A 26,314-nucleotide genomic window follows, 5' to 3' on the forward strand; every position below is an offset into this window, starting at 1 on the left:
ATCTAAGTCGGGAGTATCGATATCGACCGTAGGATTCTTGTCCTGTTGAGTCAAGGGTCCGGTTTGCCCGGTTGTGGCGGCTTATCCCGAGACGTCATATCTCAGTGAGTTTCCCAGCACCCTTACGCCTTGAGTCGGGACATGGGTGGTGGGCCGGGAGCGGGGCATCAGATGCTCCACGGGAAGTCCGGCCAGGAGGACGCAGTGGTCGGCGATGAGCCTTCGGTGGCATCTCCACCAGAGGGTTTCGCTACACATGATGGCGGTGGGTTGATCCTGTGCGTCTACCATCAGTCGTTCCGCGGCGGCGCAGAACTCCCCGGTGCGCATATAGGCAGCGTAGGCCCGGAAAGAATCGTTGCGGAGGGCCGTGTCCGGTGATTCCGGCGGAAGCTTGCGGAAACCACCCAGGAGTTGCTCCCACCGGTAACTGATGCCGGCTTCCGGCAGCCAGGCGGCCATGCTGTCCTTGCCAAAGTGGGGGTGCCTGCGGCTGCCGGGACCGATGCGCACGTCCACGAGGGATGTCACGCCAGCGCTTTTCAGCAGCTCCTCGAAGTCAGCCTGGGAGCCTGTCCCGTGCCCCACCGTAAAAAGAACGCCCACGGCAGCCATGATAGGCACGTGGGCATCTTTCCAGCAGGAACATCCGCAGCGAGGAGCCGCAACCGGGGTTCCTGAAGCAGGAGGCAGGACGACGGCGGGACTGGCCTAACGCCGTCGGAGTTCTGCGAACTCAAGCGAGGGGACGATGGCTCCGGCGTCCCGCTCCACGAAGTTCGTGCCCGGCGGTACAACGTCATCGATCGCATCCAGAACCGACTCGCCCAGCCTGACTTCGGCCGCACGCAGGTACGCGGCAAGGTGCTCTTCGCTGCGCGGCCCGATAATCACGCTGCTGATGGCCGGATGTGCCAGGGCGAAGCCGACGGCGAGGTCCACCAGCGAGAGCTCCAGCTTGTCCGCCAGCCGTGCCAGGGCATCCGCCGCGTGCAGCTTGCGTTCGCTGGAGGGCCCGGAGATGTCGTAGCGGCCGGGAAGTGAATGTACGCGGGTGGGCGGCTTTCCGGATTCCAGGGTAAAGCTGCCCGACAACCAGCCGCCCGCCAGCGGGCCGTACGCCAGTACCCCGAGGCCATACTGCTGCGCGATCGGGAATACGTCCCGTTCGTTGGCGCGCACCAGCATGGAGTACGGCACCTGGTTCCCGAGCGGCGGGATCAGATGGTTGGTGGTGGCGAGCCACTGCGCCTCCACCAGCTGCGCCGGCGTGAACACCGAGGTCCCGTAGTAGAGGATCTTTCCCTGCCGGATCAGGTCATTAAGGGTGGTGATGGTTTCCAGGACATCGGTGTTGTAGTCCGGCCGGTGCGCCTGGTACAGGTCAATCCGGTCGGTCTGCAGGCGGCGCAGGCTGCCCTCGACGGCCTGGGTGATCCAGCGCCGGGAGTTGCCGGCGTGGGCCGGATTGGGGCTCATTTGGCCGTGGAACTTGGTGGCGAGGAAGACGTCGTCGCGGCGGCCCCGCAGTGCGCGTCCCACCACTTGCTCCGATTCACCCTGCGAGTACACATCTGCGGTATCTATGGCGGTGATGCCGGCGTCCAGCGCGGACTGGATGATCCGGATGCTTTCGTCTGCTCCGGTGGGCGCGCCGGGAGCTCCACCGGCCCCCTCGCCGAAGTTCATGGTGCCCAGGGTCAGCGGGCTGATAGGGGTGCCTGATCGCCCGAACACCCGCAGTTCGCTGAGGCTCATCTCCGGTCTCCTCCGATTTTTTGGGCACGTTGCTTCCAAAGCGTGCCCTTGGTCGTCACGAGGCTACACAGATCAGCCGCGCCCCGGCGGATATGCGCCTCAGTGCTTCTCTTTTCGTCTTGGGGAGTAACGGAGGGAGCCGGGTATGACGTTTTATGGAGCGTTACGGGCAGTACTTCCGTGCGGAGGATCGTTGACGACCTCGCGGCAGGGAACCCGACCGGGTGAACGCGGGCGCGCGGTCAGCACGCATAAAGAGCACTGATGCGCTGGGTAACAGGGTGCTTGGGTTTCGCCTCTGCGCCGCCCTGCAATAATCTGAACCAACGGTTGTGCGCGGGGGTGCAAGCGCCCGGTACAACAAGCAGCACTGTAAGTTCGGGCCACATCACACCAGACGAGGCGGACACGCATGACGGCTTCAGACCAGCAGCACCCACAGCAATCGCAGATGCCCGCGGATCGGCCAGGCCTTCCCTCCGCTGCCCGTGAAGCTGCCACGGGCGCCGTGGACCCGCACCTCCTCAAGCAGTTGGCGGACGCCCATGGCGTGGGAACCTCCTTCCAGGGCTGGGACGGGTTGCCCCACAGTGTCGCCGAAGAAACACTGATCAAGGTCTTGGCCTCCCTGGGGGTCCAGGCCCACACCAACCAGCTCATCGAGGCGGCACTCGCGGAAGCCGAACTGGCGCCGTGGCGGCGCATGCTGCCTCCCGCCGTCGTTATCCAGCAGGGCGAGCCGGTGCAGGTCCCGGTCCATCTGCGGGACGGAGCCACCGCCGAAGTCAGCATCACGCTCGAAGGCGGCGCAGGGACGCGGGATGCCGTTCAGCAGGACCTCCGGGTGCAGCCGCGGGACGTGGATGGGGTTGCCACCGGACGTGCCACCTTCGCCCTTCCCCAGGACCTGCCGCTGGGATGGCATACCCTCCACGCGGAATCTGAAGGCGCCACCGCGTCCACGACCCTGGTGGTAGTGCCCGCCCGGCTGACCACCGCCGCACCGCTGGAAGCGCGCCGCGGTTGGGGATTGGCTACCCAGCTGTACTCCGTGCGTTCCAAGCGGTCGTGGGGCATAGGCGACTTCTCCGACCTGGCCGACCTCGGCGCGCTGAGTGCGGCCCGCGGCGCAGACTACATTTTGGTTAATCCGCTGCACGCTGCCGAGCCGGTTCCGCCTGTCCAGCCGTCGCCGTATTCACCGTCCACCCGGCGGTTCTTCAACCCGCTGTACATTCGCATCGAGGCAATCCCCGAACTGGCCTACCTCAAGCCGCGCAAGCGTGCCGCGGTGGAAAAGCTTCACGAGGAAGTGGCCGCCCTGAATAGGGAGGGCGCCCGGCTGGACCGCGATTCCGTCTACTCGGCCAAACTCCAGGCCTTGGAGATGCTCTACCACACCCGCCGGTCGCCGGCCCGGCAAGCTGCCTTTGACGAATTCTGCCGCATCTCCGGCAGGGGCCTCGACGACTTTGCCCTCTGGTCCGCGATCCGGGAGGACCTGCCGGCCGGGGACCCCTTCTGGTCGGACCCCGCCTGTGCCCTTGGCACGCCGCAGACCGAGGCACTGCGGGAAAGGCTTGCAGACAGGATCGGGTTCTACCGCTGGCTGCAGTGGATCTGCGACGAGCAGCTCGAAAGCGCGCAGCGGGCGGCGCTTCGGTCCGGGATGCGGCTCGGCGTGGTCCACGACCTGGCGGTGGGGGTGGACCACAGCAGCGCCGACGCCTGGACGCTCCGCGACGTCCTGGCTCCCGGCACCAGCGTGGGCGCACCGCCGGACATGTACAACCAGCAGGGACAGGACTGGGGCCAGCCGCCATGGCATCCGGCCCGGCTTGCGGAGGCAGGCTACATCCCGTTCCGCAACATGCTGGCCACCGTGCTGCGGCATGCCGGCGGCGTGCGTGTGGACCACATCCTGGGCCTGTTCCGGCTCTGGTGGATTCCATCCGGCAACGCCCCGGGCGACGGCGCCTACGTGCGATACGACCATGAGGCGCTGATCGGTATCCTCGCCCTTGAGGCGCAGCGTGCCGGGGCGGTTGTGATCGGCGAGGACCTGGGCACGTTCGAACCCTGGGTGCGCGACTACCTTGCCGCCCGCGGCATCCTGGGCACGTCCATCCTTTGGTTCGAGTACGACGGCGATTCGCCCCTTGCGCCCGAGAGGTACCGCACGCAGGCACTCGCCAGCGTGAACACCCACGACCTTCCGCCCACCGCCGGGTACCTCGCCGGTGACCACGTGGCGCTGCGCAGCGGCCTGGGCCTCCTTGAGCGCTCCGAGGCGGAGGAGCGGGCTGAGCACAATGCCTCCCTGGAGAAGATGCTTGCCCTGGTGCGCGAGCGCGGCTACCTCCCCGATGATGTTTCCGGCGCTCCGGGGGCCAGCGAGGAGCGGACCATCGAGGCGCTGCACCTGCTGCTGGCGCAGGCGCCGTCGGTACTGCTTGGCGTTGCGTTGGTGGATGCCGTGGGGGAGCGCCGCGTCCAGAACCAGCCCGGCACCACCGAAGCGCTGTATCCGAACTGGCAGGTACCGCTCGGCGGGCCGGACGGCAAGCCGGTGTTCCTGGATGATCTTCCCGCCAATGCCCGGTTCAACTCCCTGCTGGCGGCGGTGGAGGAGGCCCTGCACGGCTAAGTCAACAGTCAGGAGAGCACGATGGGTGAGGGACCAGTACTGGTAGTAGGCGGCACCGGCATGCTCGGCGGCCAGGTGGTGACGGAACTGCTGAACCGGGGAAAGCAGGTGCGTGCCCTGGTACGCCCCGGCTCGGATGCCTCCCGGCTGGAATCGGCGGGTGTTGAGATTGCCCGTGGGGACATGATGGATCAGGAAGCGCTGCTGCATGCCATGGCCGGCGCGGATGCGGTTGTCACTACGGCCGCCGGTTACACCCGGCACCGCAAAGGCGACACCCCGGAAACCGACACAGTTGGCAATTCGAACCTCGCTGAAGCGGCGAAGCGTATCGGCGTCCGCAGGTTTGTGTTGACCAGCATCCTGACCTGCGACCAGACGCCCCGCGTCCCGCATTTCTGGCACAAAAGGCTCATGGAGGACCGGCTCCAGGCGCTGGGCGTCCCCTTTGTCGCGCTCCGGCCCGGAGCATTCCTGGATCAGGTGACCCGGTTCGGCGGCGACCCGCTCAGCAAACACAAAGTCATGTGGTTCGGCTCGGCAGGAATCCCGCTGACGTTTGTGCTCACCGCGGACGTCGCCGGGTACTTGGCCGCTGCCGTGGATGCTCCGGGTGTGGAGGGCCAGCGCATTGATGTCGGCTGGGACAGGCCCATCTCCATGCAGGAGTTCGCTGACCTTACCGAGCGGCTGACGGGTGAGGAGGTCCGTGTCCGGTCGGTTCCGGTCGGGCTCCTGCGGGCGGCAGGAAGGGTTATGGGGCCGGTTAACCCCATGGCCAAGGACCTGGCAGCAATGATTTCGTGGTTCCAGACGGGCCGGTACGTGGCTGACACCACCCGCCAGAGTGAGGTCTTTGGGGCTCCGCCCACTGCCGAGGACGCCGTTCGTAGGCTCATCACCAGCCTCGGACACGCGGTGCGAGGCTAGGCTCTCGTCCCGACGGGAAAACCCAATTTCGGCACGATAACCCCATCAACAGCGGGGCCACCTGCCGCTTCCCCGGTTCGGGTTGGCGGCAGGTGGCCCATTGCTGTGGCGGCAGGAAAGCTTTAGCCCGCCGTGATCAGGTGCGTGAAGTGGTCGTAGCGGAAGGTGACCGCTCCGCCGTCGTGCTTGAACGCTATGTTGCCGCCGTTTGGCGAGCCGTTCGCGCCGTAGCTGACGCCCCAGGACCGGTCCAAAGCTGCCTTGAACTCGTAATTGCCGGCCGCAAGGTTGGGAACGGTCAGCTTCCACACGAGGTCAGCCGGATCCAGCACCAGCTGTGCCTGGCCGCAAGCGGGCTCCCAGTCCGTTGCGCAGCCCAATTCAGTGTTCAGGCTGCCAGCCACGGCGACCGCCGAGGGCTGCTGGGACGCGTACACGGCACTCATGACATGCGTGCTGTTGTCATAGCGGAATGTCACCTTGCCACCGGGGTGGTCAAGCACGATGTTCCCTCCATCGGCCGAGCCGCCGGCTCCGTAGCTCACATCCCAGGTGCCGTTGAGCGCGGCCTTGTACTCGTACTGTCCCTTCGGCAGATCCACCGTCAGGCGCCAGATTTTGTCCGCGGGGTCCAGCTGCAGCATGGCCTGTGCGCAGGATGGCTGCCACGGTTCGGTGCAGCCCATCAGCTGGTTCATGGATCCGGCCACCGTCACCGAGTCCGGCTGCGGAGCATCACCGACTGTGACGGTCCGCGGCTCGCTCACAGCGTGGAATCCAGGGCCAGCCATCGCGGCCCTGTACTGCACCTCGGTTCCGTCCTCCAGTTTTGAAACGTCGTCGGACACCGAATAGACAGGCGATGAGTCATCGGTTCCGACAGCTGTCCAGTCTCCGCCGGCCACGCTGCGCTCAAAAGACACCACGTGGCTGGCCTTTTCCGGGTCCGCTGTGGCGCTGAGCTCCACCGAGCCTTTGACACTGCTTCCTTCCACTGGCTTATGCAGGGTGAGGACCGGGGCGGGAACTGCGGCCGTGCGGGCCTGGGAGGTGGCAGTGTGTCCGGCGTTGTCCAGCACGGTGGCGCGATACTCAACGCCAGTGCCGGCATCCAGCGCCGCCACATCGTGGAACACCTGGTAAGGCGCCGTGTCGTCGGTGCCGATGGGCTGCCATTCACCGCCTGCCGTCTTGGCCTCGAAGGTGACCTGATGGAACGAGGAGCCGCCGACGTCGGCTGTCACCTTTAGGCGCCCGTTGTCACCTTGCGCCGCCACCGGCTCCTGGAGGACGACGGCGGGCGCCGCCTTGGAGTGCGGAATCCGGCCGGATGACTGGTACACCACGGCAGAAAGCGGGGGAACGGTGACTGCCAGCTTGCCGTCCGCGGAGGTTTTGGCCTCGTCGGCGCCTTCACCGTAAACGCGGGTGTAGTTGCGCTTGGCGATGTACGTTGGCACCTCTGCGCTCTGCGTCTGCTCGCTGTTGTTTAGCGCCACGACGTACTCGCGCTGGTCTCCGGCGTCCGTGCGGGAGAAGGCGTAGATGCCTTGACCTGCGGAGGCGTAACGGTGCTGGTGGGCGCCGTCGCGCAGTGCCGTGTGTTCCTTGGTCAGGCCTGCGAGCTGGCTGATCTTCGAGTAGAGCGGGTGCCCGGGGTTGAAGTTGTCCGTGGCGTGGGTGGCGTCCGAGCCCAGCAGGTCGTCGTCGAGGTATTCCGGCACCTGGCTGGCGAAGAGTGTCTGCCGGGCATCCTGGTCACCGCCAGGGCCGGTGAAGCCCTGTTCGTCGCCGTAGTAGATCACAGGGTTGCCGCGGGAGAAGTACATCAGCTCGTGGGCCAGCTGATCGCGGGCCACCTGCTCCGCGTCGGTTGATCCGGGGTTGTCGGCGGCGATGAAGCTGCCGATGCGGCCCATGTCGTGGTTGCCCAGGAAGGTGGGCAATTGGTAGACGTTGGAGTCGGCGTCGGTGTACCAGTCATCGCCGGCGAAGAAGGCTTCCAGGTTCCGTGCGTCCTGGCCCTTCGAGGCGAAGTTGCGGGCAGCGTCCTGGAAGGGGAAGTCCAGCACTGACTGCATCTGGTTGCGGGTGGTGAACTGCGAGGTGAAGCTCTTGGTGGTGTCAAAAACCTCACCGAACATAAAGAACTCGTCTTTGCCCTGTTCCTTGGCGTAGTTCAGGACGTCGGGGCCGAAATCCTGCCAGAACTCGTTGTTCACGTGCTTCATGGTGTCGATCCGGAAGCCGTCCACACCGAAGTCGCGGATCCAGGCCTTATAGATCTCTTTCATGCCGTCCACCACCTTCGGGTGCTCGGTGAAGAGGTCATCCAAACCAAAGAAGTCACCGTAGTAGGCATCCTCTCCGGCGAAAGTGGTGTCACCCCGGTTGTGGTAGAGGTTGGGATCGTTCAGCCAGCCCGGAACCTTCAGATTCTCTTCGCCGGATTCGAGGACAGGTACGTAGGGGAACGACTTGGTAGCTTCCAGTTTGGGAAAACTTTCCGAGCCCGCATAGTCCCTGTCGTCGAAAGCCTCGCCGTCCGCAGTCTCATAAGGCACTTCATCCTTGGACGCATAGCGCATGCGCGGGGCTTCCTCGTAGCCGATGACGTCCGCGGTGTGGTTGGTGATGATGTCGAAGTAGACCTTCATGCCGCGGCTGTGGGCTTCGTCGATCAGGGCTTTGAGTTCGGCGTTGGTGCCCAGGTGTGGATCGATTTGGGTGAAGTCCGTGATCCAGTAACCGTGGTACCCGGCCGATTTGTCCTCCGGCTGCACTGCCTTGTTCTTGAAACTCGGCGTCAGCCAGATGGAAGTTGTGCCCAAACCCTGGATGTAGTCGATCTTGTCCAGCAGGCCGGCCAGGTCACCGCCGTTGTAGAAACCCTTTTTGGTGGGGTCGAAGCCGGACACCATGGGGTCGTTGCCCAGGCCGCCCTGGTCGTTGCCCGTGCTGCCATTGCTGAAACGGTCAGCCATGACGAAGTAGAAGTTTTCGTCTGTTACCGGGCCGCGGAGGCTGTGCAGGGCCGACCCTGCGCCCGGGCCCTTGGGGCCGGGAGTTGCCTGCGCGGGAACTGCGGACGCTGAAACGGCTACTGCGGCTGCTACTGCGGCTGCCAGCAAGGCAACGGCCGTTCGGGCTGTGGTGGTCCGGGCTGTGGTGGTCTGGGCCGTGGTGGTCCGGGACCGGGCGTGGGATGCCGTGAAGTGTGGTGCTGTAGTGGAAGGTGTTTGCGTCGTCGTTCTTGCGTCTTTTGTTGTGCTTCCCTTGGCGCGTATTCTCACGCCTGTTCTATCGCTTGGGGGCATGCTCGAGAGGGTGCGGAATTTCAAGGCAGGAGACCTTTCCTGGTAGCTGCGCTGCTGTTCAGGCTTGCCGGGGCAAGGGGGTGGCATGAGGATGCCAAGCCCACAGGGCAACCCAGCTGCCCTGTGAACCAAGTCACAACTGTAAGCGCTTGCACGGAATAACTCCAGCGTTTAGGAAATGCCGCTGCCTGTAAGGCTCGTGCTATCTTTTGCGCTTGGGATGAAGTGGGCTCCTCAGGTCCTCAAGCCTCGGCGGGCGAAGCTTATCCTGCGGGCACCAAGGCGGTGGGGGAGGGCACCTCCAGGTTGTGGACCAGGGTCCCCGGCAAGCCCGTGGCGGGGTCCAGCTCAAATGTGGCTACGTTGTCCGACCGTTCATGGGCAACGTGGAGCCAGCGGCCCCTGATCAGATGATGCCGCGGCCAGTTTCCTCCACTCGGAAAGTCGTGCACCGGCACCAGTTCTGTCCCGCCGGCTCCGACCTCCAGCACGCTTACCAGGTTGGAGCCGCGCACGCCCACATAGACGTGCCTGCCCTCTTGGCCGAGGCCGATTTCTGCGGCAGAATCGTCGGGCTGGCTGCCGCCTGCAGTGGCAGGGCCCCGGAAGACGAGTTCAAAGGTTCCGGCTTCGGGCCTGACAACGAAGACTTCAATCGAGTATTCAGAAACCACAAAAACGTTGCCGCTGGCGTGCTGCACCAGGTGGCGCGGGCCGCACCCGAAGGGGAGGGCCACTTCGTGGTCGGCCACCAAGCCCGACCCGGGCATGTAATTCCAGATCCGGAGGGTGTCGTGGCCCAGATCCGTCGTTATGATGCGCCCGTCCGTCAGCATCAGGCTTGCGTGGGCACGGCTCTGCCGGGGCTCGCCCGGGGTCTGGCTGGCGTGCGGATCCACCGAGGGCAGCGCTGGGAAGCGTGCCGTGATGCCGCCGTCGGAATCCAATTCGTACAGCAGGACCTGGCCGTCTCCCCAACAAGTGGCGGTGAGGAAGCGTCCCTGGGGGTCGACCGCAACGTGACAGGTCGCTTCTCCGGAGGGTTGCGGGTCACCAAGCGGCTCCAGCCGGAAATCTCCGGTGCGGCGGAAGGCCCTAACCATTTTGCGCTGCTCGGCCACCGCGTACACCACAGGCAAAGTGGGGTGGACGGCAACGAACGATGGCGAATCGGTCTTGACGGCCGTTCCCAACCATTCGAGCGAGCCGTCAAGGTGGGCCGACAACGCTCCGATCCCTTCCGCGCGTCCGCCGCCGTCGGGGGTGTAGGTGCCGGTCCAAATCAGGGAGTGTGGGGCAGGGGAAGTCATAGCACTATCCTGCCAAGAAAAGCCCACTAAACCGGGGAATTGCGGATTAGCATTAGACTCCTGCGGTTCAAAAGGGGTGCGTCCGATTCCTGCTTCATCCGTTTCCGGTGGCTCCTATTGCGCCGTGCGGGCCTCCTCGCCCGGTAATGAGAGGGATCCCCACCGGATCACCGAAAGGGCTTTATGCCGGTTGCTGACTCACTTGCTTCGCCCACTTCCGCCGAGCTTGTGTCCATGCTGCGGGCAGCTGGCTGTGTCTTCGCCGAAGACGAGGCGCAACTCCTCCTGGCGGAAGCATCCGGCCATGCTGAGCTTTTCGAGTGGGTGGAGCGTCGCGTTTCCGGTGAACCACTTGAATACATCCTTGGTTGGGCGGAGTTCTGTGGACTCCGGGTCACCGTTGACCCAGGTGTCTTTGTGCCGCGACGACGCACCGAACTGCTCGTCTCTGAAGCTGCCTCGCTGCTGCGGGACAGCTTGAGGCCGCCCGGCCCGTCGGTATCCCCCGTCGTTGTGGACCTCTGTTGCGGATCAGGGGCCGTGGGCGTGGGCGTAGCCTCCCAAGTTTCCGTAGGGGAACTTCACTCGGCGGATATTGATTCTGCTGCAGTGGAGTGTGCCCGCCGGAACGTTTCAAAGGTGGGCGGGTACGTCCATCAAGGTGACTTGTATGCTGCACTTCCTTCCAGGCTTATGCGGCGGGTTCAGCTCATCGTGGTGAACGCTCCCTACGTGCCCACAAGCGTGCTGCCGACAATGCCGCCCGAAGCCCGGATCTACGAACAGCAGATCTCGCTCGACGGTGGTTCCGACGGACTGGACCTGCACCGGCGGGTGATCGAAGAAGCTACTGAATGGTTGGATCCGGCTGGCCACCTCGTCATCGAAACCAGTGAGCGCCAGGCCGCTGGAACCGCCGCAATCATGGTTGCTGCAGGGCTTGGGACACGGACTGTCCACTCCGACGAGCTGGACGGCACAGTTGTGGCGGGCACTCCAAGGGCATAGTTCCACCTTCCGGAGCCTTCGGCGCCATTCGCTTCGGGGCGGAGCTTTCCAACATCTGGGGCCAACACTCGTGCAGCCGATCCTGCAGTAACTCCTGCAGCGTCCGCGGCCGCGGCAACCGGGGGGAAGGATCCTGCAGCGCCCCCCACCTCGGCATCCGGGGCGGGAAGTGGCATTACCGAGTTGATTGTTGGCCAGAAGGGCCACTCAGGCCCAGAAGCCCACACTCATTTCCGGGGTGTTGGTGGGGGTGGTGGTTTGAAGTAGGTGTTTTGTTGGGGTTTTTGGTGGGGGTCGAGGTGTTTTGGGGGTGTGTACCAGGGGGTGTTGTTGATGGTGGTGATGGTCCATTGTTCTTTGTGGATCAGGTGGTGGTGGCTGAGCAGAGGAGGGCGCCGTTGTCGGTGTTGGTGGGGCCGCCGTGGGACCAGTAGGTGATGTGGTGGGCTTCGCACCAGGGGGCGGGGACTGTGCAGTTGGGGAAGGTGCAGCCTTGGTCTCGGGCGGTGAGGGCTTGGCGTTGGGCGGGGGTGAAGAGCCGGGTTTTGCGGCCGAGGTCAAGGAGTTCGCCGTGGGTGCCGAGGAGGGCGGGGATGATGTCGGCGTCGCAGGCGGTTTTGCGGATTGTGGTGGCGGCGACGGGTCCGGTGAAGGCGAAGTTTCCGGTGCCGTTGCCGGTGCCGGTGGTTTTGGGATGTTCGGGGTGGGGGAGGAGGTCCTGGTAGTTGATGGTGGCGATGATCTGGGGGCGGTTGCCGCCGGTGGCGGGCAGGGTGTTGGTGGCCAGGGCGGTTTTGACGGCGCTGACGATTCCCTCGAGCTGTTTCTGTGGCCGGGTGCGCCGGTCCAGGTCCACATCGCCGTCCCGCCAGGAATCAGTGCCAGCACCAGTACCAGTACCAGTACCCGTACCCGTACCAGTACCAGTACCAGTACCCGTACCAGTACCAGCAGCAGCGCCAGTGCCTGCACCGGTGGTGGTGGGTGGGGTGGTGCGGGGGTTGGTGGCGGTGTTCATGACGGTGAGGATGTGTTCGTACTGGTCGGTGGTGGCGAAGATTTCGATGTGGTGCAGGCCGTGGCGGGGTTTGCGGATGAAGGCGCCTTGGGTGTGGCGGAGGGCTTCTTCGCTGGGTTCGGTGCCGTCGGCGTCGATGGTGTCGGCCCAGCGGCGGGCGACGCGGGCGACGAAGTCCGGGTCCGCGGTCGCGGCTGTGGTGGTGAGGTTTTCCTCGATCAGCGCCAGCCGCTCCGGTGTGACGAGGTGACGGAGCCGGTTCAGGGTCAGGGCGATGATGGTCCCGGCCCGGGAGGAGACCGCCGGGCTGGCGGCGCTGCAGGCGGTTGGTGTTTCCCCGCTGCCGTCCCTGGCGGCGTCGGTGGTGTCCGTTGTGTCCTGGAGGTTGCCGGCGGGTGCGGGTGTGGGTGTGAGGGCTGCGGCGAGGTGTTCGCGGGTGGCCGGGATGGTGTCGCCGGTGAGGGTAGTTGTTGGCAGGATGTCCGCTGCGAGGGCGAGGCGGCGGTGGGCTTCGCTCTTGCCGATCCGCAGCCGCTGGCGCAGGAACTCTGCGGTGGTCGCGCACCCGTCATCAGCCGGGGAGGTGATTACCCGGGCGGGGCTGTCCGTCTCGATCTGCGTCCGCGCGCCTCTTGCCGCTGATCCGCTGGCCGGTGAATTGTTGAGTGCAGAGTCTCCGGGCCAGGCGGTGTGGGTTTCGTTCAGGGTTTCCACGCCGTTGTCCCAGCCGGTGACCCAGCCCTTGCCCGTGCGGGAGCGGCTGGCCCTGGCGGCGTCCGCCGCGGCAATGGCCTGCGTGCGGGTGTGGTCCACCGTCCCGGCGGCCAGGATCTGCAGGTACTCCACGGACCGGGAGAGGTCCTCGACCCGCCCGGCAAAGTCGGCGGCCTCGACGTAGTCAGCGGCGGCGAGAATCCTGGGGGCGGCAGCCGCGGCAGCGGCCAGGAGTCCGCTGATCTCGCTCAGGCCAAGCGGCTGATCTGGACTGAACGGGTCGCCACGCTGGGGTGACTTCGCAACAAGGGGCTGATCAGGACTGGAAGGGCGCGCCGACGGGAGGGGCGCCGATGCATGCCCCGCCACAGGAAGGGGCGCAGCCGCGTGGACCGTGGGCAGGCCGGGAACGGCACGGCCCCGGCCCGCAAAACCCTGGCCGGGGCCGCCGTCGGACGCCTTGGAACCACGGGAGGAGACGCTGCCAGCCCGGGTCAGCACAACGGTAGAACCGCCGTACTCCGCAAGCTGATCCCCACTGGCTTCCATAGGACAACTCTGCCAAAGACCACTGACAAAAGTGCCAGCCAAAGACGCTATGTGGATAAACCAGCCTCGTCCCGGATATGCGGGAGTTTCAGCTTGATCGGGAGGGCAGGACGCACTATCGGTGGGTCAAACGCCGCTGGCCGCCGCGTCCCCCAAGGATCGCGACGGCCAGCAAAGCCATTCAGTTGTAGCACATCAACGAGGCGGCCTCATGTCACAAAGGAGGACAAGTGGAACCGCCACGAAAAGGACGGGCGCGACTACGCTTTGGAGTCCGGTTCGTCGCTGGTGGTTCCCAGGTTGTGGGTCTCGGGGTGCGTGCTGTGGGCAGGGATGTGGTCCTCGCCGAGCTCCGCGTCGCTAAGCGTTCCGGACGTCCCCGCGGCGCCGGGTGTACCGGGTGTACCGGCTGTTCCCAAGGTGGCCGAAGTCCCGAGCGTATCCGTCGTAGCGGATGTGCCGGTAGCGCCGAAACCGCCGGAGGTACCGGTAGTCCCGGCCGGTCCGGTGGCGGAGCCCGTTGTCGTGGCGTCGCCGGACGTAGAGGACTTGCCGTCCCCGGACGACCCGTCACGGTGCATCGCGGAGCCGATGACGGTGCCTGCGCGGCGGGCCGCCTCGGTCAGCTGATCCGCAACTTCCGGGGCTTTCTCCTTGATCGCCTCCGTGGCCACGGACACCTTGTCCTGGACAGGCTTGCTGTCCCAGATGCCGGCAGCGCGGGCCTTGAGCTTGTCGTAGGCTGCCCGGCCGGACCGCGACCCAAGCACGTATCCGGCGGCAATTCCAACGCCCAAAAGAAGTTTGTTTTTCATGATGAACTCCTGCTCCCTGAGAGGGTTTCACTTCCGGCCAGAGAGGCCGGGAGATGGGAAAACCGGCCTGGGGATGGTGTCCCCAGGCCGGTCTCCTGGCTTGCGCGCTAGTTAGTTAGCGACGCGCACCGCGCTTGGTGACCATGCCGTACACCAGCAGCACGATAAGCGCGCCGCCGATGGCCAGCAGCCACGTCTGCAGGGAGAAGAACTCCTGCAGTCCGGTGCCGAAGATCATTCCGCCAATCCAGCCGCCGAGGAGTGCTCCGACGACGCCCAGTACGAGGGTGATGAGCCAGCCGCCACCCTGGTGGCCCGGAAGGATCGCCTTAGCGATCGCACCAGCAATAAGTCCGAGAATTAGAAATGCAATGAATCCCATTTTTTGTTCCTCTTCCTAAGTAAAGGAGGCCTCCGGATCCCGGAAGCACTTCATCCTTCTGCCTCAATAGTAATCATGCTTACTATCTATTTGCCAACCCCGGGTTCAGGAAAAAGCGCACTTCAGGCCCGTTTCAGTGCCCTGTAACGTCAGAATCGTTGCCCGCGCCGGGGCCCTCGTCCAGGACCGATAATTCCGCTAAATCCTGCAGATCCAAGGCGAAATCGAAGATGTCCAGGTTTTCCCTCATCCGGTCCGGATTCGACGTTTTCGGAATCGTTACAATTCCGTTTTGAACATGCCAGCGAAGGACCAGTTGACCAGGGGTTTTTCCGTGCTTTTCGGCAAGTTGAAAGAGGATGGGCGCACCGAGCAGGCCGGCGCCGTCCCCTCCCAGCGGGCTGTAGGACTGGGTCACAATCCCATGCTTGTCATGGAACTCGCGTTCTGCCGACCGGGTGATGGCAGGGTTCAACTGGATCTGGTTCACCGCGGGCACTACTTCTGTCTCCGCCATCAGCCGCTCCAGGTGGGCGGGCTTGAAGTTGGACACCCCAATGGAGCGGACCTTGCCCTCGGCCTGCAGCCGCTCGAAGGTCTTCCAGGTGGAGACATATTCATCGCGCTGCGGAAGCGGCCAGTGGATCAGGAACAGGTCCACGTAGTCGAGCCCCAGCCGCTTCAGCGCCCCGTCCAGCCCTTCAACTGCACGGTCGTTGCCTTGGAACTGGCCGTCCACCTTGGTGGTGATGAACAACTCCTCCCGGTCCACCCCGCTGGCCCGGATACCGTTGCCCACGCCACGTTCGTTGCCGTACTTCACGGCAGTGTCGATGTGCCTGTACCCGGCTTCCAGAGCCTGTACGACGGCGGTGGCCGCCTGATCGTCGTCCAGCGGCCAGGTGCCAAGACCCACCTGCGGAATGGAGTAGCCGTCGTTGAGTTTGATCAGCGGTGCACGTGTCATTGCAACAGTCTCTCCCTTATGTGCTGCCCGTCCTAGTCCCCAAACGCCCGCAGGATGTTTTCGGCGTTGTAGGTCAGGGCCACGCGTGCGGTGTCCGATACCTTGTCCGGGCCCTTCTGCTGGCCCAGGAAGTCCGTAAAGCGCTGCAGTGCCTGCGCGGCCCTGGCTTCGTCGCCGTCCTCAACTGCCTTCGCCGCTTGCTGGATGCTCGCCGTCAATTGGCTTCCTACCGGTCCTGCGACGTCCCCTGACTCGACCAGGTCTTCCAGGACGTGCTGCAGCGCCTTCACGCTGCCCGGCAGCCACGCCGCCCGCAGGGGCACGTCAGCGAAGTCCATGTCGGAGGCGAGATAGAAGTCCGTGTAGGCAGGCTGGTTATAGGCGGTGTTTTGCCGTGCAATTTCTGCGCGGTACTGCGGATCGTGCATCAACGTGTAGAGCTTGTGGTTTGTCACTTCGGTGCTGAGGTACATCCGCAGGGCCGAGCTGTCCACGGTCCTTACCAGCAGTTCTTCCCGCCAGTCACCCACCACGTCCGCCACCAGGCTCGGGTTGCCCTTGGTGTCGTTGTTGGTGCGGGTGCCTGTAGCAGTGAGGAGCCGGCCGCGCTTCCAGTCGTCGATCGAGGGCGTCTGGTCCCTGGAGCCGTTGACGAGCTGTGTGGTCATGTCCGCGGCCCACTTGATGTTCATGTTGGTACCGGGGCCTGTGGAGGAGAGCTTGCGGCCGTCGGCTGACTGCATGCCGATGGCCCAGTTCTCGATGCCTGGGACAGTCTTATCCACGTCGCCGATCATGCCGCGGCCGGTGTCCCTGCCGGAGTAGGCGCCGAACAGCACCTCGCCGGTAGCGGCGTCGCGCATTGCGTAACCGTAGGGGGCATAGGTTCCGCCCTCGTGCACGCTGAAGATTTCCTTGCCAGGACGGGCGGGGTCAATGTCGGTGACGTGCATGGCGTCGCCGTGGCCCAGGCGCGCTTCTTCCCCTGGCGTGGCGCTGCCGGCCGGCATGGTGTCGAAGGAGCTGTAGAGAAGCGACCCGTCGTCGTCGATCGTGGCGGAGCCGTAGACGATTTCCTGCTTGCCGTCACCGTCCACGTCCGAGGCACTCAGGGAGTGGAAGCCTTGCGTGGTGAGCGTTCCGAACTCAGGATCGGTGCCGTTCCGGCCATGGGGGCCGTCGTTGAACGGGTTGGTCATGGGGGTCCAGCCTGAGTCCACATTCCACACGGGGGAGAGGTTGGAGCCGTCCCAGGTGTAGGCAGCCAGCGTGCTGCGCGTGTAGTAGCCACGGGCGAACACGGCTGCCGGCTTCGTGCCGTCCAGGTAGGCGACGCCGGCGAGGAACCGGTCCACGCGGTTGCCGGGTTCGATGCGGGCCATGGCGTAATCGCCCCACATCAGGCCGTCGTCGTGCCTGCCGGGCTCGTAGGCGACCGTCTTCAACTCCTTGCCGGTGGCACCCTCGAAAACGGTAAGGTACTCCGGGCCGGAGAGAATGAAGCCCTCGAAGGCGCGCAGGTTGTTCCGGGCGCTGCGCGCCGGGGCGTAGACGTCCATAAAGTAGTCGGTCAGTGCTTGGGCGTCGGCCTGGGACAGGGGGTACTGGTACTTCGGGGCGATCCCGAACGCTTCCTCCAGGGTGGCTGGCCAGTTGCCGGCCTTCACTTCCGGATGTTCGATCCAGTCCTGGAACGTCTTCACCACGTGTTGGTAGTAGTCAGCGGCGCTCATCCGGTAGTCGTCGGAATTGGCGTAGCCGGCATTAATGTCGGACTGCAGCAGTGTGATGAAACTTTCCGAGGCAACGCTGCCGTCAGCATTGAAGTTGGTGCTCTTGGTTCCCGGGGCGGTCTTCATCATCATCTCCGCGCGGCCGTCGCCGTCGAAGTCGTTGACCAGGAGCTGGGTGTAGTGGGCGCCCGAGCGGATGTTCACGCCGAGGTCGATCCGGTGGAGGAGGGTGCCGTCAGCCTTGTACGTGTCCACGTAGGTGTTCCCGGTGTAGCCCACCTGGGAGACGTCCTTGGAGTTGTTGGGATCCCACTTGACGATGAACTCGTATTGGCCGTCGCCGTCCACATCGCCGATGGACGCGTCATTCGCGGCATATGTGTATGCCTGGCCCGTGGGGGTGACGCCGTCGGCAGGCTTCTTGAGCGGGATGTCCTTGAAGTTGCCGCCCCAGGAGGTGGCGGTGGCGCTGCGGTCGAGTTCAACGCCGCCGACGACGGCCCGCACCTGGTATCCCGACGCGGTTGTCCCAATGGGGTCGAGGAAGTTGGTGCTGTCCGTGACCGTGGCCAGCTTCTGGCCGTCACGGTAGACGTTGAAGTCCGTGCCGGTCAGGCCCGTGGCGGATGATCCGGTAGCTTCGTGGCCCAGGAGGCGCCAGCTCAGGAAGACACCTTCGGAGGTTTTGGCAGCCACGAGGCCGCGGTCAAGGTGGTCAAGCTGGACGCCGGGAGTGCCGGGCTTAGGGGAACGTTCGACGGCGGATGCGGGGGCGGAGAGGCAGCCGAAGGTGAGGGCAAGGCCCAAGGCACCTGCCGAAAGGAGGCGGGCAGAGTTCCTGCTCGGATTCATCGGTGAATCCTTTCAACTTGAGATTGGGAAAACGCTTCCCCAGTAACCTAGTGGTGGGTAGTGGGTTAAACAAGCCCTTGCGGCGCGGAAGGAAAGTCGCTATTTAGAACGTTGTAGAGGCCCCGCCCGGAAAAGCCGGACGAGGCCTCACGGAGGGTCAGGCGCCGCTGCGGGCCCAGCCGGTCAACCGGTCACTGAGGTCCATAAACTGCTGGTTAATAACCTGCAGTCCGGGATTGGCGTCGTACCAGTCCACGATTTCCCGGGCTCCGTCAGCAAACGGGATTGTGGCGCAGTAGTCCGGCACCAGGGACTTGATCTTGGTGTTGTCGAAAACCACAGAGTGGGAGCGGTCGCCCAGCAGGTTGGGTCCAAGTTCGTCACTGTGCGCAGCAATGGTTTCAGAAGCCACGTGCACCAGCTCCGGCTCCGGCACGCCTGCCGCCCGGGCAAACAGCTGGTAGATCTGGTTCCAAGGCAGGTATTCATCAGAGGTGATGGTGTAGCTCTCGCCAACAGCCTGGGGCCGGCCCAGCAGCCCCACGAAGGCCTTCGCAAAGTCCCTGCTGTGGGTGAGGGTCCAGAGGGACGTGCCGTCGCCATGCACCATGACGGGCAGCCCGGCCCGCATTCGGTGAATGTCCGTCCAGCCACCCACCATGGCAATCTTGGTGCGGTCGTAGGTATGCGAGGGGCGCACCACGGTGAGCGGGAAGTCCTGTTCCCGGTAAGCCTCGTAGAACAGCTCCTCGCAGGCAATCTTGTCCCGTGAGTACTGCCAGAAGGGATTCTTCAGCGGCGTGGACTCGCGGATCGGTAGCCGGGTTGGCGGCTTCTGGTACGCGGACGCGGAGCTGATGAACACATACTGGCCGGTATATCCGGCGAACAGGTCGAGGCTGGCCTTGGCCTGGTCCGGCTTGTAGGTAATGAAGTCTGCGACAGCGTCGAACTCGCGTCCCGCCAGCGCTTCCCGGACTGCGGAGACGTCCCGAACGTTCGCGCGCAGAGTCTCCACCCCTTCCGGGACCGGCCTCGTGGACCGGCCCCGGTTGAGGATTGTCAGCCGGTGCCCCAGCGCGACGGCGCGTTCCGCCGCCGTCGCGCTGATGACCCCGGTGCCGCCGATGAAGAGGATGCTCCTCGGCGCCACCGTGTCGGCTTCGCGAACGAGTGGGTTCACCACGCGTAGTCTTCCGGCGCCGTCCGGTGGCCCGGGAAGATGTCGTCGAGGCGCTTGAGCGCATCGGCGTCCAACGAGACATCCAAAGCACGGACGGCGGCGTCGAGCTGTTCCTGGGTCCTCGGCCCGATGATGGGCGCCGTAACGACGGGTTGATGCAGCAGCCAGGCGAGGGCGACGTCACCGGGCTCCTGGCCCAGCTCCTCGGCGAAGTCCTCGTACTGCTGGATCTGGTCCTGGTGCTTCTTCAGGGTCTCGGCCGCCCGCCCCTCGGTCCGGCGGACGCCCTGCCGTTCCTTCTTCAGCACCCCGCCCAGGAGTCCGCCCTGCAGTGGCGACCAAGGGATGAGCCCCAACCCGTACTGCTGGGCCGCCGGAATGACTTCCAGCTCCACCTGGCGCATAAAGAGGTTATAGATGGACTGCTCGCTGACCAGCCCTGTGTAGTTGCGCCGCCGCGCGGCCTCCTGCGCCTGGGCGATGTGCCAGCCGGCGAAGTTGCTGCTGCCGGAATACAGGATCTTGCCCTGCTGGACGGCCACGTCGATGGCCTGCCAGATCTCGTCCCAGGGGGTGTCCCGGTCAATGTGGTGGAACTGGTAGATGTCGATGTAGTCCGTCTGCAGGCGCTTCAGGCTCGCATCCAGGGCGCGGCGGATGTTCAGCGCGGACAGCTTTGATTCGTTGGGCCGGTCCGTCATGGTTCCGTAAAGCTTGGTGGCCAGCACCGTGCGCTCCCGGCGCTCGCCGCCCTTGGCAAACCAGCGGCCGATGATCTCCTCGGTCCAGCCGCGATGCCCGGCTCCGCCATACACGTTGGCAGTGTCAAAGAAGTTGATGCCATGGTCCAGTGCGGAGTCCATGATGCTGTGGGCGTCAGACTCCTCCGTCTGCGGGCCGAAGTTCATGGTGCCCAGGCAGAGCCGGGAAACCTTCAGGCCGGAGCGGCCCAGATGGGTGTACTGCATTTGTGGATCCTTTCGTGGCAGGGCCTGTCGGGGCCCTGGCTCAGCTGGGTGGGCTACAGCTGGATGGACTACATCTGGGTGAAGGAGGCGACGGCGGGATCCGAGCCCTGCCGCGCTCCGGACTCGAGCGCGGTGATGGCCGCAAGCTCCTCATCCGAAAGGGTAAGGGCCGAGGCCGCGAAGTTTTCCCGGATCCTGGCAGGCTGGCTGGACTTGGGGATCACGATGTTGCCGGCCGCCAGGTGCCAGGCGAGCACCACCTGGGCGGTGGTGGCGTTGTGGGCGGTGGCAATGGCTGTCACGGCATCACCGTTCAGGTCTGCGCCCCGTCCCAGCGGGCTGTAGGCTTCCACCGCGATGCCCAGGCGGCGGCACTTGTCCGCCAGTTCCGCCTGCTGGTAGCTGGGGTGGAGCTCGATCTGGTTCACGGCGGGGACAATTTCGGCGGACTCCAGCAGGTCGTCCAAGTGGCCGGCAAGGAAGTTGGAGACTCCTATTGCACGGATCTGGTTATTTTCGTACAGCCGCTCCATCTCCTTCCAGGCCTGGACGTACAGGCCCTGCGACGGGACGGGCCAGTGGATGAGGTAAAGGTCGACGTAGTCCAGGCCAAGTGCTAAACGGCTGTTCTGGAACGCTTCCTGTGCCCGGTCCTGCTCGCCGTTGCGGAGCTTCGTGGTCACAAAGATGTCCTCGCGGGGGATGCCGGTGGCATCGATCGCTGCCCCGACGCCGGCCTCGTTGCGGTATGCGGCAGCAGTGTCAATGTGGCGGTATCCGGCCTCGAGCGCGTCCTCCACAGTCCGCTGGGTGTCTTCGGGCGGTACCTGGAAAACACCGAAACCAAGCTGGGGGATGGTGACGCCGTTGTTCAGTGTCAGCTCTGACATAGTGGGGCTCCTTGAAAGGTGCGGGTGTGGGTGCCGGTGGCTCGACGCCGAGAAAGCGGTTTCCGCTGGCTCGTTACTGAGCCTATGCACTTTTGGCTCGGATGTCAGTAAGCAAGGCTGATCTTGTTTTTCCTAGGACTGCCAGTCCTACCTTCGTTGTAGAAGCTGCCGGACAGCGCGGGTCACAATGGTTTGCATGGGTCAAAGCGCCGAGTTCGGAAAATTCCTCAAAGCCATGCGTTCCCGGCTGAGCCCCGAGGATGCAGGGGCGGGGCCCACCTCCGGGGCCCGCAGGGTGCCCGGACTTCGGCGTGAGGAAGTGGCAAGGCTGGCGGGAGTCAGTACCGATTACTACGTCCGCCTCGAACAGGGCCGGAACATCCACCCCTCGCGCACAGTGCTGGACGCCGTGTCCCGGGCGCTCCGCCTCAGCAGCAGCGAGCAGGCGCACATGATGGATCTGTTGGAGAACTGCGCTGCGAACCCGCGCTCAGCCGGGCAAACGGCGCAGTCGGTCCGCCCGGCCCTTCGCCACCTCCTGCAAGCCGTGGGAGACGTGCCGGCGATGGTGTTGGGGCGCCGGAGCGACGTATTGGCCGGGAACCGTTTGGCGTTCCTGCTCTTCACCGATTTTCCGGCGCTCCCGGTGGCGGAAAGGAACCTGACCCGCTGGCTCATCCTCGACCCCGCAGCCCGGGAGCTGTTCCGCGACTGGAAGACGGTGGCTGCAGAAGCCGCCGGAGCGCTCCGCCTTGACGTTGGCCGGCATCCCAACGACGCCCAGGCCAACCAGCTTGTGGGTGAACTGGCGGTCAACAGCGAGCACTTCCGGCAATGGTGGGCGGGACATCGCGTGGCAACCAGGTCCGCAGGGACCGTCCGTCTGCACCACCCCGCCGTCGGGGACCTGGAACTGAACTTTGAGAACCTTGTCCTCCCGGAGGATCCCGACCAGACGCTTAGGGTCTATTCCGCCCGGCCCGGGTCGCCGTCGGCCGATGCCCTTGCCTTGCTCGGCAGCCTCGGTGCGGTAGCGAATCCGGAGCAGCCGCGCAGTGCCGTGGCGGACGCCCCTGCAACCGTTGCCGAAAGCGGCGGCTAGCTGCTGCCTGCGCCGCCTCCGCTGTGCGTTTGACCAGCCGTACGGACGGATTCTGGCCACGAGCCCATTGGGCAGGACAGCAAGCCTTCCTAGGCTGGAGGAACAAGTTCTTACTCCAAGGATGGTCTCAAAGATGAAACGCATCGCCCTGCTTAAGGAACGCCAGGCTGCTGCCGCCGTCGGTGCTCCCTCTACCGCTACCGGTTCGCACTGCCCGGTGTCGGGCCTCTGGAGCCCGGACCAGGACCCGCACACGGTCCTGTCCTTCTTCGAAGGCCACGTGTTCCCGGCGTTCGACGGCGTCCCCACCGTGTGGCGGCGGCGCTCAGCAGGTGCCGTTTCAGCGAATTAGCCTTTTTGCGTTAAAGCCGAACTGGCCCGCAGGTTAACGCCGGAAAACAGGTGTTATCTGCGGGCCAGTTGGGCTTTGGATTAGTGGTCTTCCAGCCGGAATCCGAGCTTGATGGTGACCTGCCAGTCGGCGATCTTGCCCTCTTCCAGGTGGCCCCGGATCTCCTTGACCTCGAACCAGTCAAGGTTCCGCAGGGTCTGGGATGCCTTGGCGATTCCGTTCCGGACGGCGTCGTCCACTCCCTGATCCGACGTGCCGACAATTTCAGAAATGCTGTACGTGTGGTTGGACAACTTCGCTCCTCGTGATTGCCTTGGGGCTCCCGGTTGCGGGCCGTTCTTGAAGACTAGTAGGACTTCAAGAACGTTGACCACCCCTTATTCGGATGTTCCATTGAGAACCGCCACGTTCGAATAGCTGACGTTCCTTCCCGTGGTACGCAGGACGGTGCTGTTCTGTGGGGTGTCGGACGTGACCGTGAGGTCCTTCACTGTTGACCCGTCGGCCGCCACCAGCAAGGTAAGGCCTTCGCTGTTCGTCAGGACCACATCCTCAGCTTTTCCGGTAGCCCCCGCCAGGGTAATGTTCCGCCGGTCGCTCCAGACGACGGCGGGTTCGCGGTACGTTCCGGGCTGGACCAGCACAGTGACGGGGCCGTTGTTGGTGGGAATCGCCCCTACCGCCGCCCTGATGCTGGCGAAGTCTCCCGTGCCGTCCAGTGCCACCGTAATGACCTTCCGGGCAGCAGGTTGCGTGCCGCGCAAGGGCCCGCCGAACGCCCGGACAAGTGCCGGCACCGCAGCCGTGGGCGTCAGTTCGTAGGTGTACGCCTCGGTGGGATCAAACGACTGTCCCCGCTCATGGCCGGTGTTGCCGGTGCACGCCTCGAAAATGTTGCCGCGGGCCACCAGCTCACCGCCCGGTCCCTGATGGTGCAGTGGGTTCCGGACGTCGCGGAAGTAGTTGCCCTCCACCACCAGCAAGGCAGCGTTTCGCCCGAGCATCCCATAACTGGATATGTTCTCGAGGTAGTTGTTGTAGACGTGCGATGCTGCTGTGTTGTCCAGGCTTGCATTGCGCTGGTGGGTGTTCCGGGTCCAGTTGTGGTGCAGGGTGAGCCGCGTGACTACGTTCAAGGTCCAGCCTTCGCCGAGCGCCTTGTTGTGGTCCGAGAAAACGTTCCAGGACAGGGTGACGTTGTCGCAGTCCTTGCGGATGTCCACCAGGCCGTCGCCCAGCCGGGTGAAGTGCATGTGGTCCACCCAGACGTGGGTGCAGGTGTCCATCTGGATACCGTCCCTGTCGTTGTCAGGGCGCTTTCCCTCGAAATCGCCCGGAATGTAGGAGTCCCGGACGGTGAAATTGCGGAACACCACGTTGGAGACGTTGATGAGCTTGAATCCTGCATTGACCACCGCAGCTCCTTCGCCTGCCCCGAGGAAGGACTTGTTGGCGCTGACAACCAGCTTCTCGTAGTGAGGGAATACCAGTTCGCCGTGCAGGATCACCACCAGGGGTTCGGGGCTCCTGGCAAAGCCACGGAGCTGGTCCGGGGTGACGGCATGGACGACGTCACCGCCGGCCCCTCCGGTGGTGCCGGCGCGGCCGTGGGCTGCCACCCCGGCAAAGCCTGTGGGCTCGTCACTCCAGGCATTGCCTCCCAGGGTGCGGTTCACCGGCAGGCCGGCTTCGGCAAAGCCGTGGGAGCTGGAAGCGGCGTCCCGGCTGCTCGGAGCCGCCGTCGCCCTCGGGGCAAGAAGGCCGGACCCCGCCAGGCCAGTTGCGGTGAGGCCGGCTGCCAGGAGGGTCCGCCGTCGGAGGTTCACCCCAGGTGTGCGGGCCATCTTAACCACGTCCCGCCGGAGTCCAGTCACCGAGGAAGGCTTCCTTGGTGAACTTGTTGGCCTCTTCCGGGGTGAGTTGGGGGTGGAATTCGTTGACGAGGGCGCCGGGTCCGCTGTTGTTGTACTCAGCGAACCGGCCCTCGGTCCACGAGTGGCCGCTCATATCCGCCCAGCCGCGCACTGCGATGTGGCTGCCCAGGACGGAGTCCCGGATCACGGCCATGGGATGCGCGTCAGGATCACTGCTCGCGAACCAGGGGCGTCCCAGGCTGACCGTTCCCGCGGCGGCGTTGGAGGTGAGGTTGCTGTCGACGATCAGGATGCCGTACGGATTGGAGTTCTTGGTGCTCGGAGCCACGATGTAGCCGTTGTTGGTTGCACTGCCGCGGTCCAGGGAATGGATGGTGCAACCGTCCAGCACGGCGGTGCCGCGGCCGTAGATGAAGTCCACGTCGCCTTCGATGTAGCAGTTCTTGAGGTAGGTGCGTGCGGTGACATCGCGTCCGGTGGTATCCGCCAAGTAGGTGTCTTGGTTGCCAAGGAAGCGGGTGCCGTCGAAGGTCACCTTGTCCGCCACGCTCCGGACGGCGAGCGCCTGGCTGCCTCCGTTGGCGGCCTCATCGTAGGTGTTCTCCACCGTCAGGTTCCGCACGGTGGTTCCCTCGGCGAGGACGTTGAGGGTGGCGCTTCCACCTGCGCCCCAGGTGCCGCCGAAGAACTTCACGCCGTTGGCCGGCAGGTCGTAGCTGACGACGACGTCGGCCGGGTTGGCTGTTGCACCCTGGATGGTGAGGTTGGGGCGGTCCGCCCAGATGTTCACCGATTCGCGGTAGGTGCCGGGTTTGACGGTAATGGTGCGGGGCGCCGTGCTTCCGCTGGGGACGGATCCGATCGCTGCCTGGAGGCTGCCGAAGTCGCCGGTGCCGTCCAACGCAACGGTGATTTCTGTTGAGTTGTTCGGGGCGTTGTTTTCCCGTGGGCCTGCGCCGGCGGCAACGATGTCCGGAACGCGGGCGGCGTCGTCCTTCTGGTAGGCGTAGTTCTGTGCGGGGTCGAAGGCGGAGCCTGTGTTGTCCCTGCGGCCGCGGGTGCCGTTGAAGACGTTGTCCCGGTTGACCACCTCGGTGCCGGGATCCTTGGCGACGATGGGGTCCTGCACGGTGCTGAAGCTGTTGCCCTCCAGGACCACCTTGGCGGCGTTGCGGCCCATCATGCCGTACTGGCCGATATCCTGCAGATAGTTGTTGTAAACGTGCGCCGCGGCGGTGTTATCGAGGCTGAAGTTCCGCTGTGTGGTGTTGCGGATCCAGTTGTGGTGGATGGTCATCCGGGTCACCGCATTGGAGGTCCAGCCGACGCCCAGGGCTTTGTTGTTGTCCGCGAAGACGTTCCAGGAGTAGGTGATGAGGTCGGAGTCCTTGCGGGTGTCGATCAGGCCGTCGCCCATGCGCTGGATCTTCATGTGGTCAACCCAGACGTGGTGGGTGGTGTCCAGCTGGATGCCGTCGCGGTCGTTGTCCGGGCGCTTGCCGTCCCAGTCGCCGGGGATGTAGGAGTCCCGGATGGTGAAGTTCCGGAAGATTACATTGGAGACGTTGATGAGCTTGAAGCCTGCGTTGACCACTTCAGATCCGGCACCCGCCCCGATGAAGCTTTTGTTGGCGGCGACCGGGATCTTGATGTAGTCCCTGGCTGTCAGGCTGCCGCGGATGAAGATGACCAGGGGTTCGGCCGCTGCTGCGTAGTTGGCCAGTTCCTCAATGGTGGACGCGGTGACGATGCGGCCAGCCTGGCCGCCGGTGGTTCCGGCAAGGCCGTAGCCTGGCAGCGCCGCAAAACCATCGGGCGTTTGTTTCCACATCGCTTCGGGGGTGGCTCCGGCAGGGGAGGCAGTGGCGGCAGGAACCGCCGTCAGGCTTCCCAGCATCACGACGGCGGTGGCCGCGCCGAGCAGGCGTCGCAGACTCATACAAAA

The 26,314-nt window shown here is 64.7% G+C and carries 20 protein-coding genes; 5 read left to right on the forward strand and 15 right to left on the reverse strand.

What is annotated here, in order from left to right; genetic code table 11:
* Window positions 1–81: 81 nt before the first annotated feature.
* Both AC5RUQ_RS03860 and AC5RUQ_RS03865 read right to left on the reverse strand, forming a co-directional pair.
* A complete protein-coding gene (locus AC5RUQ_RS03860) occupies window positions 82–615 on the reverse strand; it encodes a DUF488 domain-containing protein (protein WP_493946396.1) in 534 nt (177 codons plus the stop codon).
* A 96-nt stretch (window positions 616–711) separates the two neighbouring features.
* Entirely contained in the window at window positions 712–1,758 is a 1,047-nt protein-coding gene (locus tag AC5RUQ_RS03865; protein WP_493946074.1) for an aldo/keto reductase, read from the reverse strand.
* 412 nt (window positions 1,759–2,170) lie between these two features.
* On the opposite strand from AC5RUQ_RS03865, the gene malQ reads away from it, so the two are divergent.
* Together malQ and AC5RUQ_RS03875 are read left to right on the forward strand one after the other, a co-directional pair.
* A complete protein-coding gene (malQ, locus tag AC5RUQ_RS03870) occupies window positions 2,171–4,405 on the forward strand; it encodes a 4-alpha-glucanotransferase (RefSeq protein ID WP_493946075.1) in 2,235 nt (744 codons plus the stop codon).
* Window positions 4,406–4,426: 21 nt separating this feature from the next.
* A complete protein-coding gene (locus tag AC5RUQ_RS03875) occupies window positions 4,427–5,335 on the forward strand; it encodes an SDR family oxidoreductase (protein ID WP_493946077.1) in 909 nt (302 codons plus the stop codon).
* A gap of 122 nt (window positions 5,336–5,457) precedes the next feature.
* Here the strand turns inward: AC5RUQ_RS03875 and AC5RUQ_RS03880 are convergent, their stop codons facing one another.
* Both AC5RUQ_RS03880 and AC5RUQ_RS03885 read right to left on the reverse strand, forming a co-directional pair.
* A complete protein-coding gene (locus tag AC5RUQ_RS03880; protein WP_493946397.1) occupies window positions 5,458–8,463 on the reverse strand; it encodes an alpha-amylase family glycosyl hydrolase in 3,006 nt (1,001 codons plus the stop codon).
* Window positions 8,464–8,915: 452 nt separating this feature from the next.
* The gene (locus AC5RUQ_RS03885; RefSeq protein WP_493946078.1) at window positions 8,916–9,962 is read right to left on the reverse strand and encodes a lactonase family protein; all 1,047 of its coding nucleotides are present in this window, start codon (window positions 9,960–9,962) and stop codon (window positions 8,916–8,918) included.
* 183 nt (window positions 9,963–10,145) lie between these two features.
* Between AC5RUQ_RS03885 and AC5RUQ_RS03890 the strand changes: the two genes are divergently transcribed.
* Entirely contained in the window at window positions 10,146–10,970 is an 825-nt protein-coding gene (locus tag AC5RUQ_RS03890) for a putative protein N(5)-glutamine methyltransferase (protein WP_493946079.1), read from the forward strand.
* 364 nt (window positions 10,971–11,334) lie between these two features.
* Here AC5RUQ_RS03890 and AC5RUQ_RS03895 read toward each other — a convergent pair whose 3' ends face one another.
* The 8 genes from AC5RUQ_RS03895 to AC5RUQ_RS03930 form a co-directional block, all read right to left on the reverse strand.
* Entirely contained in the window at window positions 11,335–13,251 is a 1,917-nt protein-coding gene (locus tag AC5RUQ_RS03895; protein ID WP_493946080.1) for an HNH endonuclease signature motif containing protein, read from the reverse strand.
* A 260-nt stretch (window positions 13,252–13,511) separates the two neighbouring features.
* Window positions 13,512–14,066 carry a hypothetical protein gene (locus tag AC5RUQ_RS03900; protein ID WP_493946081.1) on the reverse strand — a complete coding sequence of 185 codons (555 nt, stop codon included), beginning with the start codon at window positions 14,064–14,066 and terminating at the stop codon, window positions 13,512–13,514.
* Window positions 14,067–14,181: 115 nt separating this feature from the next.
* Window positions 14,182–14,448 carry a GlsB/YeaQ/YmgE family stress response membrane protein gene (locus AC5RUQ_RS03905; RefSeq protein ID WP_493946082.1) on the reverse strand — a complete coding sequence of 89 codons (267 nt, stop codon included), beginning with the start codon at window positions 14,446–14,448 and terminating at the stop codon, window positions 14,182–14,184.
* A 133-nt stretch (window positions 14,449–14,581) separates the two neighbouring features.
* On the reverse strand, window positions 14,582–15,415 hold the full coding sequence (locus AC5RUQ_RS03910) for an aldo/keto reductase (protein WP_493946083.1): 834 nt from the start codon (window positions 15,413–15,415) through the stop codon (window positions 14,582–14,584).
* 32 nt (window positions 15,416–15,447) lie between these two features.
* Complete coding sequence (locus AC5RUQ_RS03915; RefSeq protein ID WP_493946084.1) at window positions 15,448–18,000, reverse strand: rhamnogalacturonan lyase; 2,553 nt, start codon at window positions 17,998–18,000, stop codon at window positions 15,448–15,450.
* A 157-nt stretch (window positions 18,001–18,157) separates the two neighbouring features.
* Window positions 18,158–19,186: an SDR family oxidoreductase gene (locus tag AC5RUQ_RS03920; protein ID WP_493946085.1), complete on the reverse strand. Its 1,029-nt coding sequence runs from the start codon at window positions 19,184–19,186 to the stop codon at window positions 18,158–18,160.
* Entirely contained in the window at window positions 19,180–20,151 is a 972-nt protein-coding gene (locus AC5RUQ_RS03925) for an aldo/keto reductase (RefSeq protein WP_493946086.1), read from the reverse strand. Before AC5RUQ_RS03925 ends, AC5RUQ_RS03920 begins: the two co-directional genes overlap by 7 nt.
* A gap of 68 nt (window positions 20,152–20,219) precedes the next feature.
* Complete coding sequence (locus AC5RUQ_RS03930) at window positions 20,220–21,041, reverse strand: aldo/keto reductase (RefSeq protein WP_493946087.1); 822 nt, start codon at window positions 21,039–21,041, stop codon at window positions 20,220–20,222.
* A 196-nt stretch (window positions 21,042–21,237) separates the two neighbouring features.
* On the opposite strand from AC5RUQ_RS03930, the gene AC5RUQ_RS03935 reads away from it, so the two are divergent.
* Both AC5RUQ_RS03935 and AC5RUQ_RS03940 read left to right on the forward strand, forming a co-directional pair.
* Window positions 21,238–22,143, forward strand: coding sequence for a helix-turn-helix domain-containing protein (locus AC5RUQ_RS03935; RefSeq protein ID WP_493946088.1), 906 nt, complete (start codon window positions 21,238–21,240; stop codon window positions 22,141–22,143).
* Between the two features lie 133 nt (window positions 22,144–22,276).
* Window positions 22,277–22,495 carry a hypothetical protein gene (locus AC5RUQ_RS03940; RefSeq protein WP_163161497.1) on the forward strand — a complete coding sequence of 73 codons (219 nt, stop codon included), beginning with the start codon at window positions 22,277–22,279 and terminating at the stop codon, window positions 22,493–22,495.
* 80 nt (window positions 22,496–22,575) lie between these two features.
* Here the strand turns inward: AC5RUQ_RS03940 and AC5RUQ_RS03945 are convergent, their stop codons facing one another.
* From AC5RUQ_RS03945 to AC5RUQ_RS03955, 3 genes are all read right to left on the reverse strand, one after another.
* Complete coding sequence (locus AC5RUQ_RS03945; protein ID WP_256249351.1) at window positions 22,576–22,788, reverse strand: dodecin; 213 nt, start codon at window positions 22,786–22,788, stop codon at window positions 22,576–22,578.
* Between the two features lie 84 nt (window positions 22,789–22,872).
* Window positions 22,873–24,369, reverse strand: a complete 1,497-nt coding sequence (locus AC5RUQ_RS03950) for a pectate lyase family protein (protein WP_493946090.1) — start codon at window positions 24,367–24,369, stop codon at window positions 22,873–22,875.
* Window positions 24,341–26,308, reverse strand: a complete 1,968-nt coding sequence (locus AC5RUQ_RS03955) for a pectinesterase family protein (protein ID WP_493946092.1) — start codon at window positions 26,306–26,308, stop codon at window positions 24,341–24,343. The genes AC5RUQ_RS03950 and AC5RUQ_RS03955 overlap by 29 nt, the downstream gene beginning before the upstream one ends.
* Between the last annotated feature and the right edge of the window lie 6 nt (window positions 26,309–26,314).

This window comes from Arthrobacter sp. MDT2-3, from assembly GCF_059090465.1.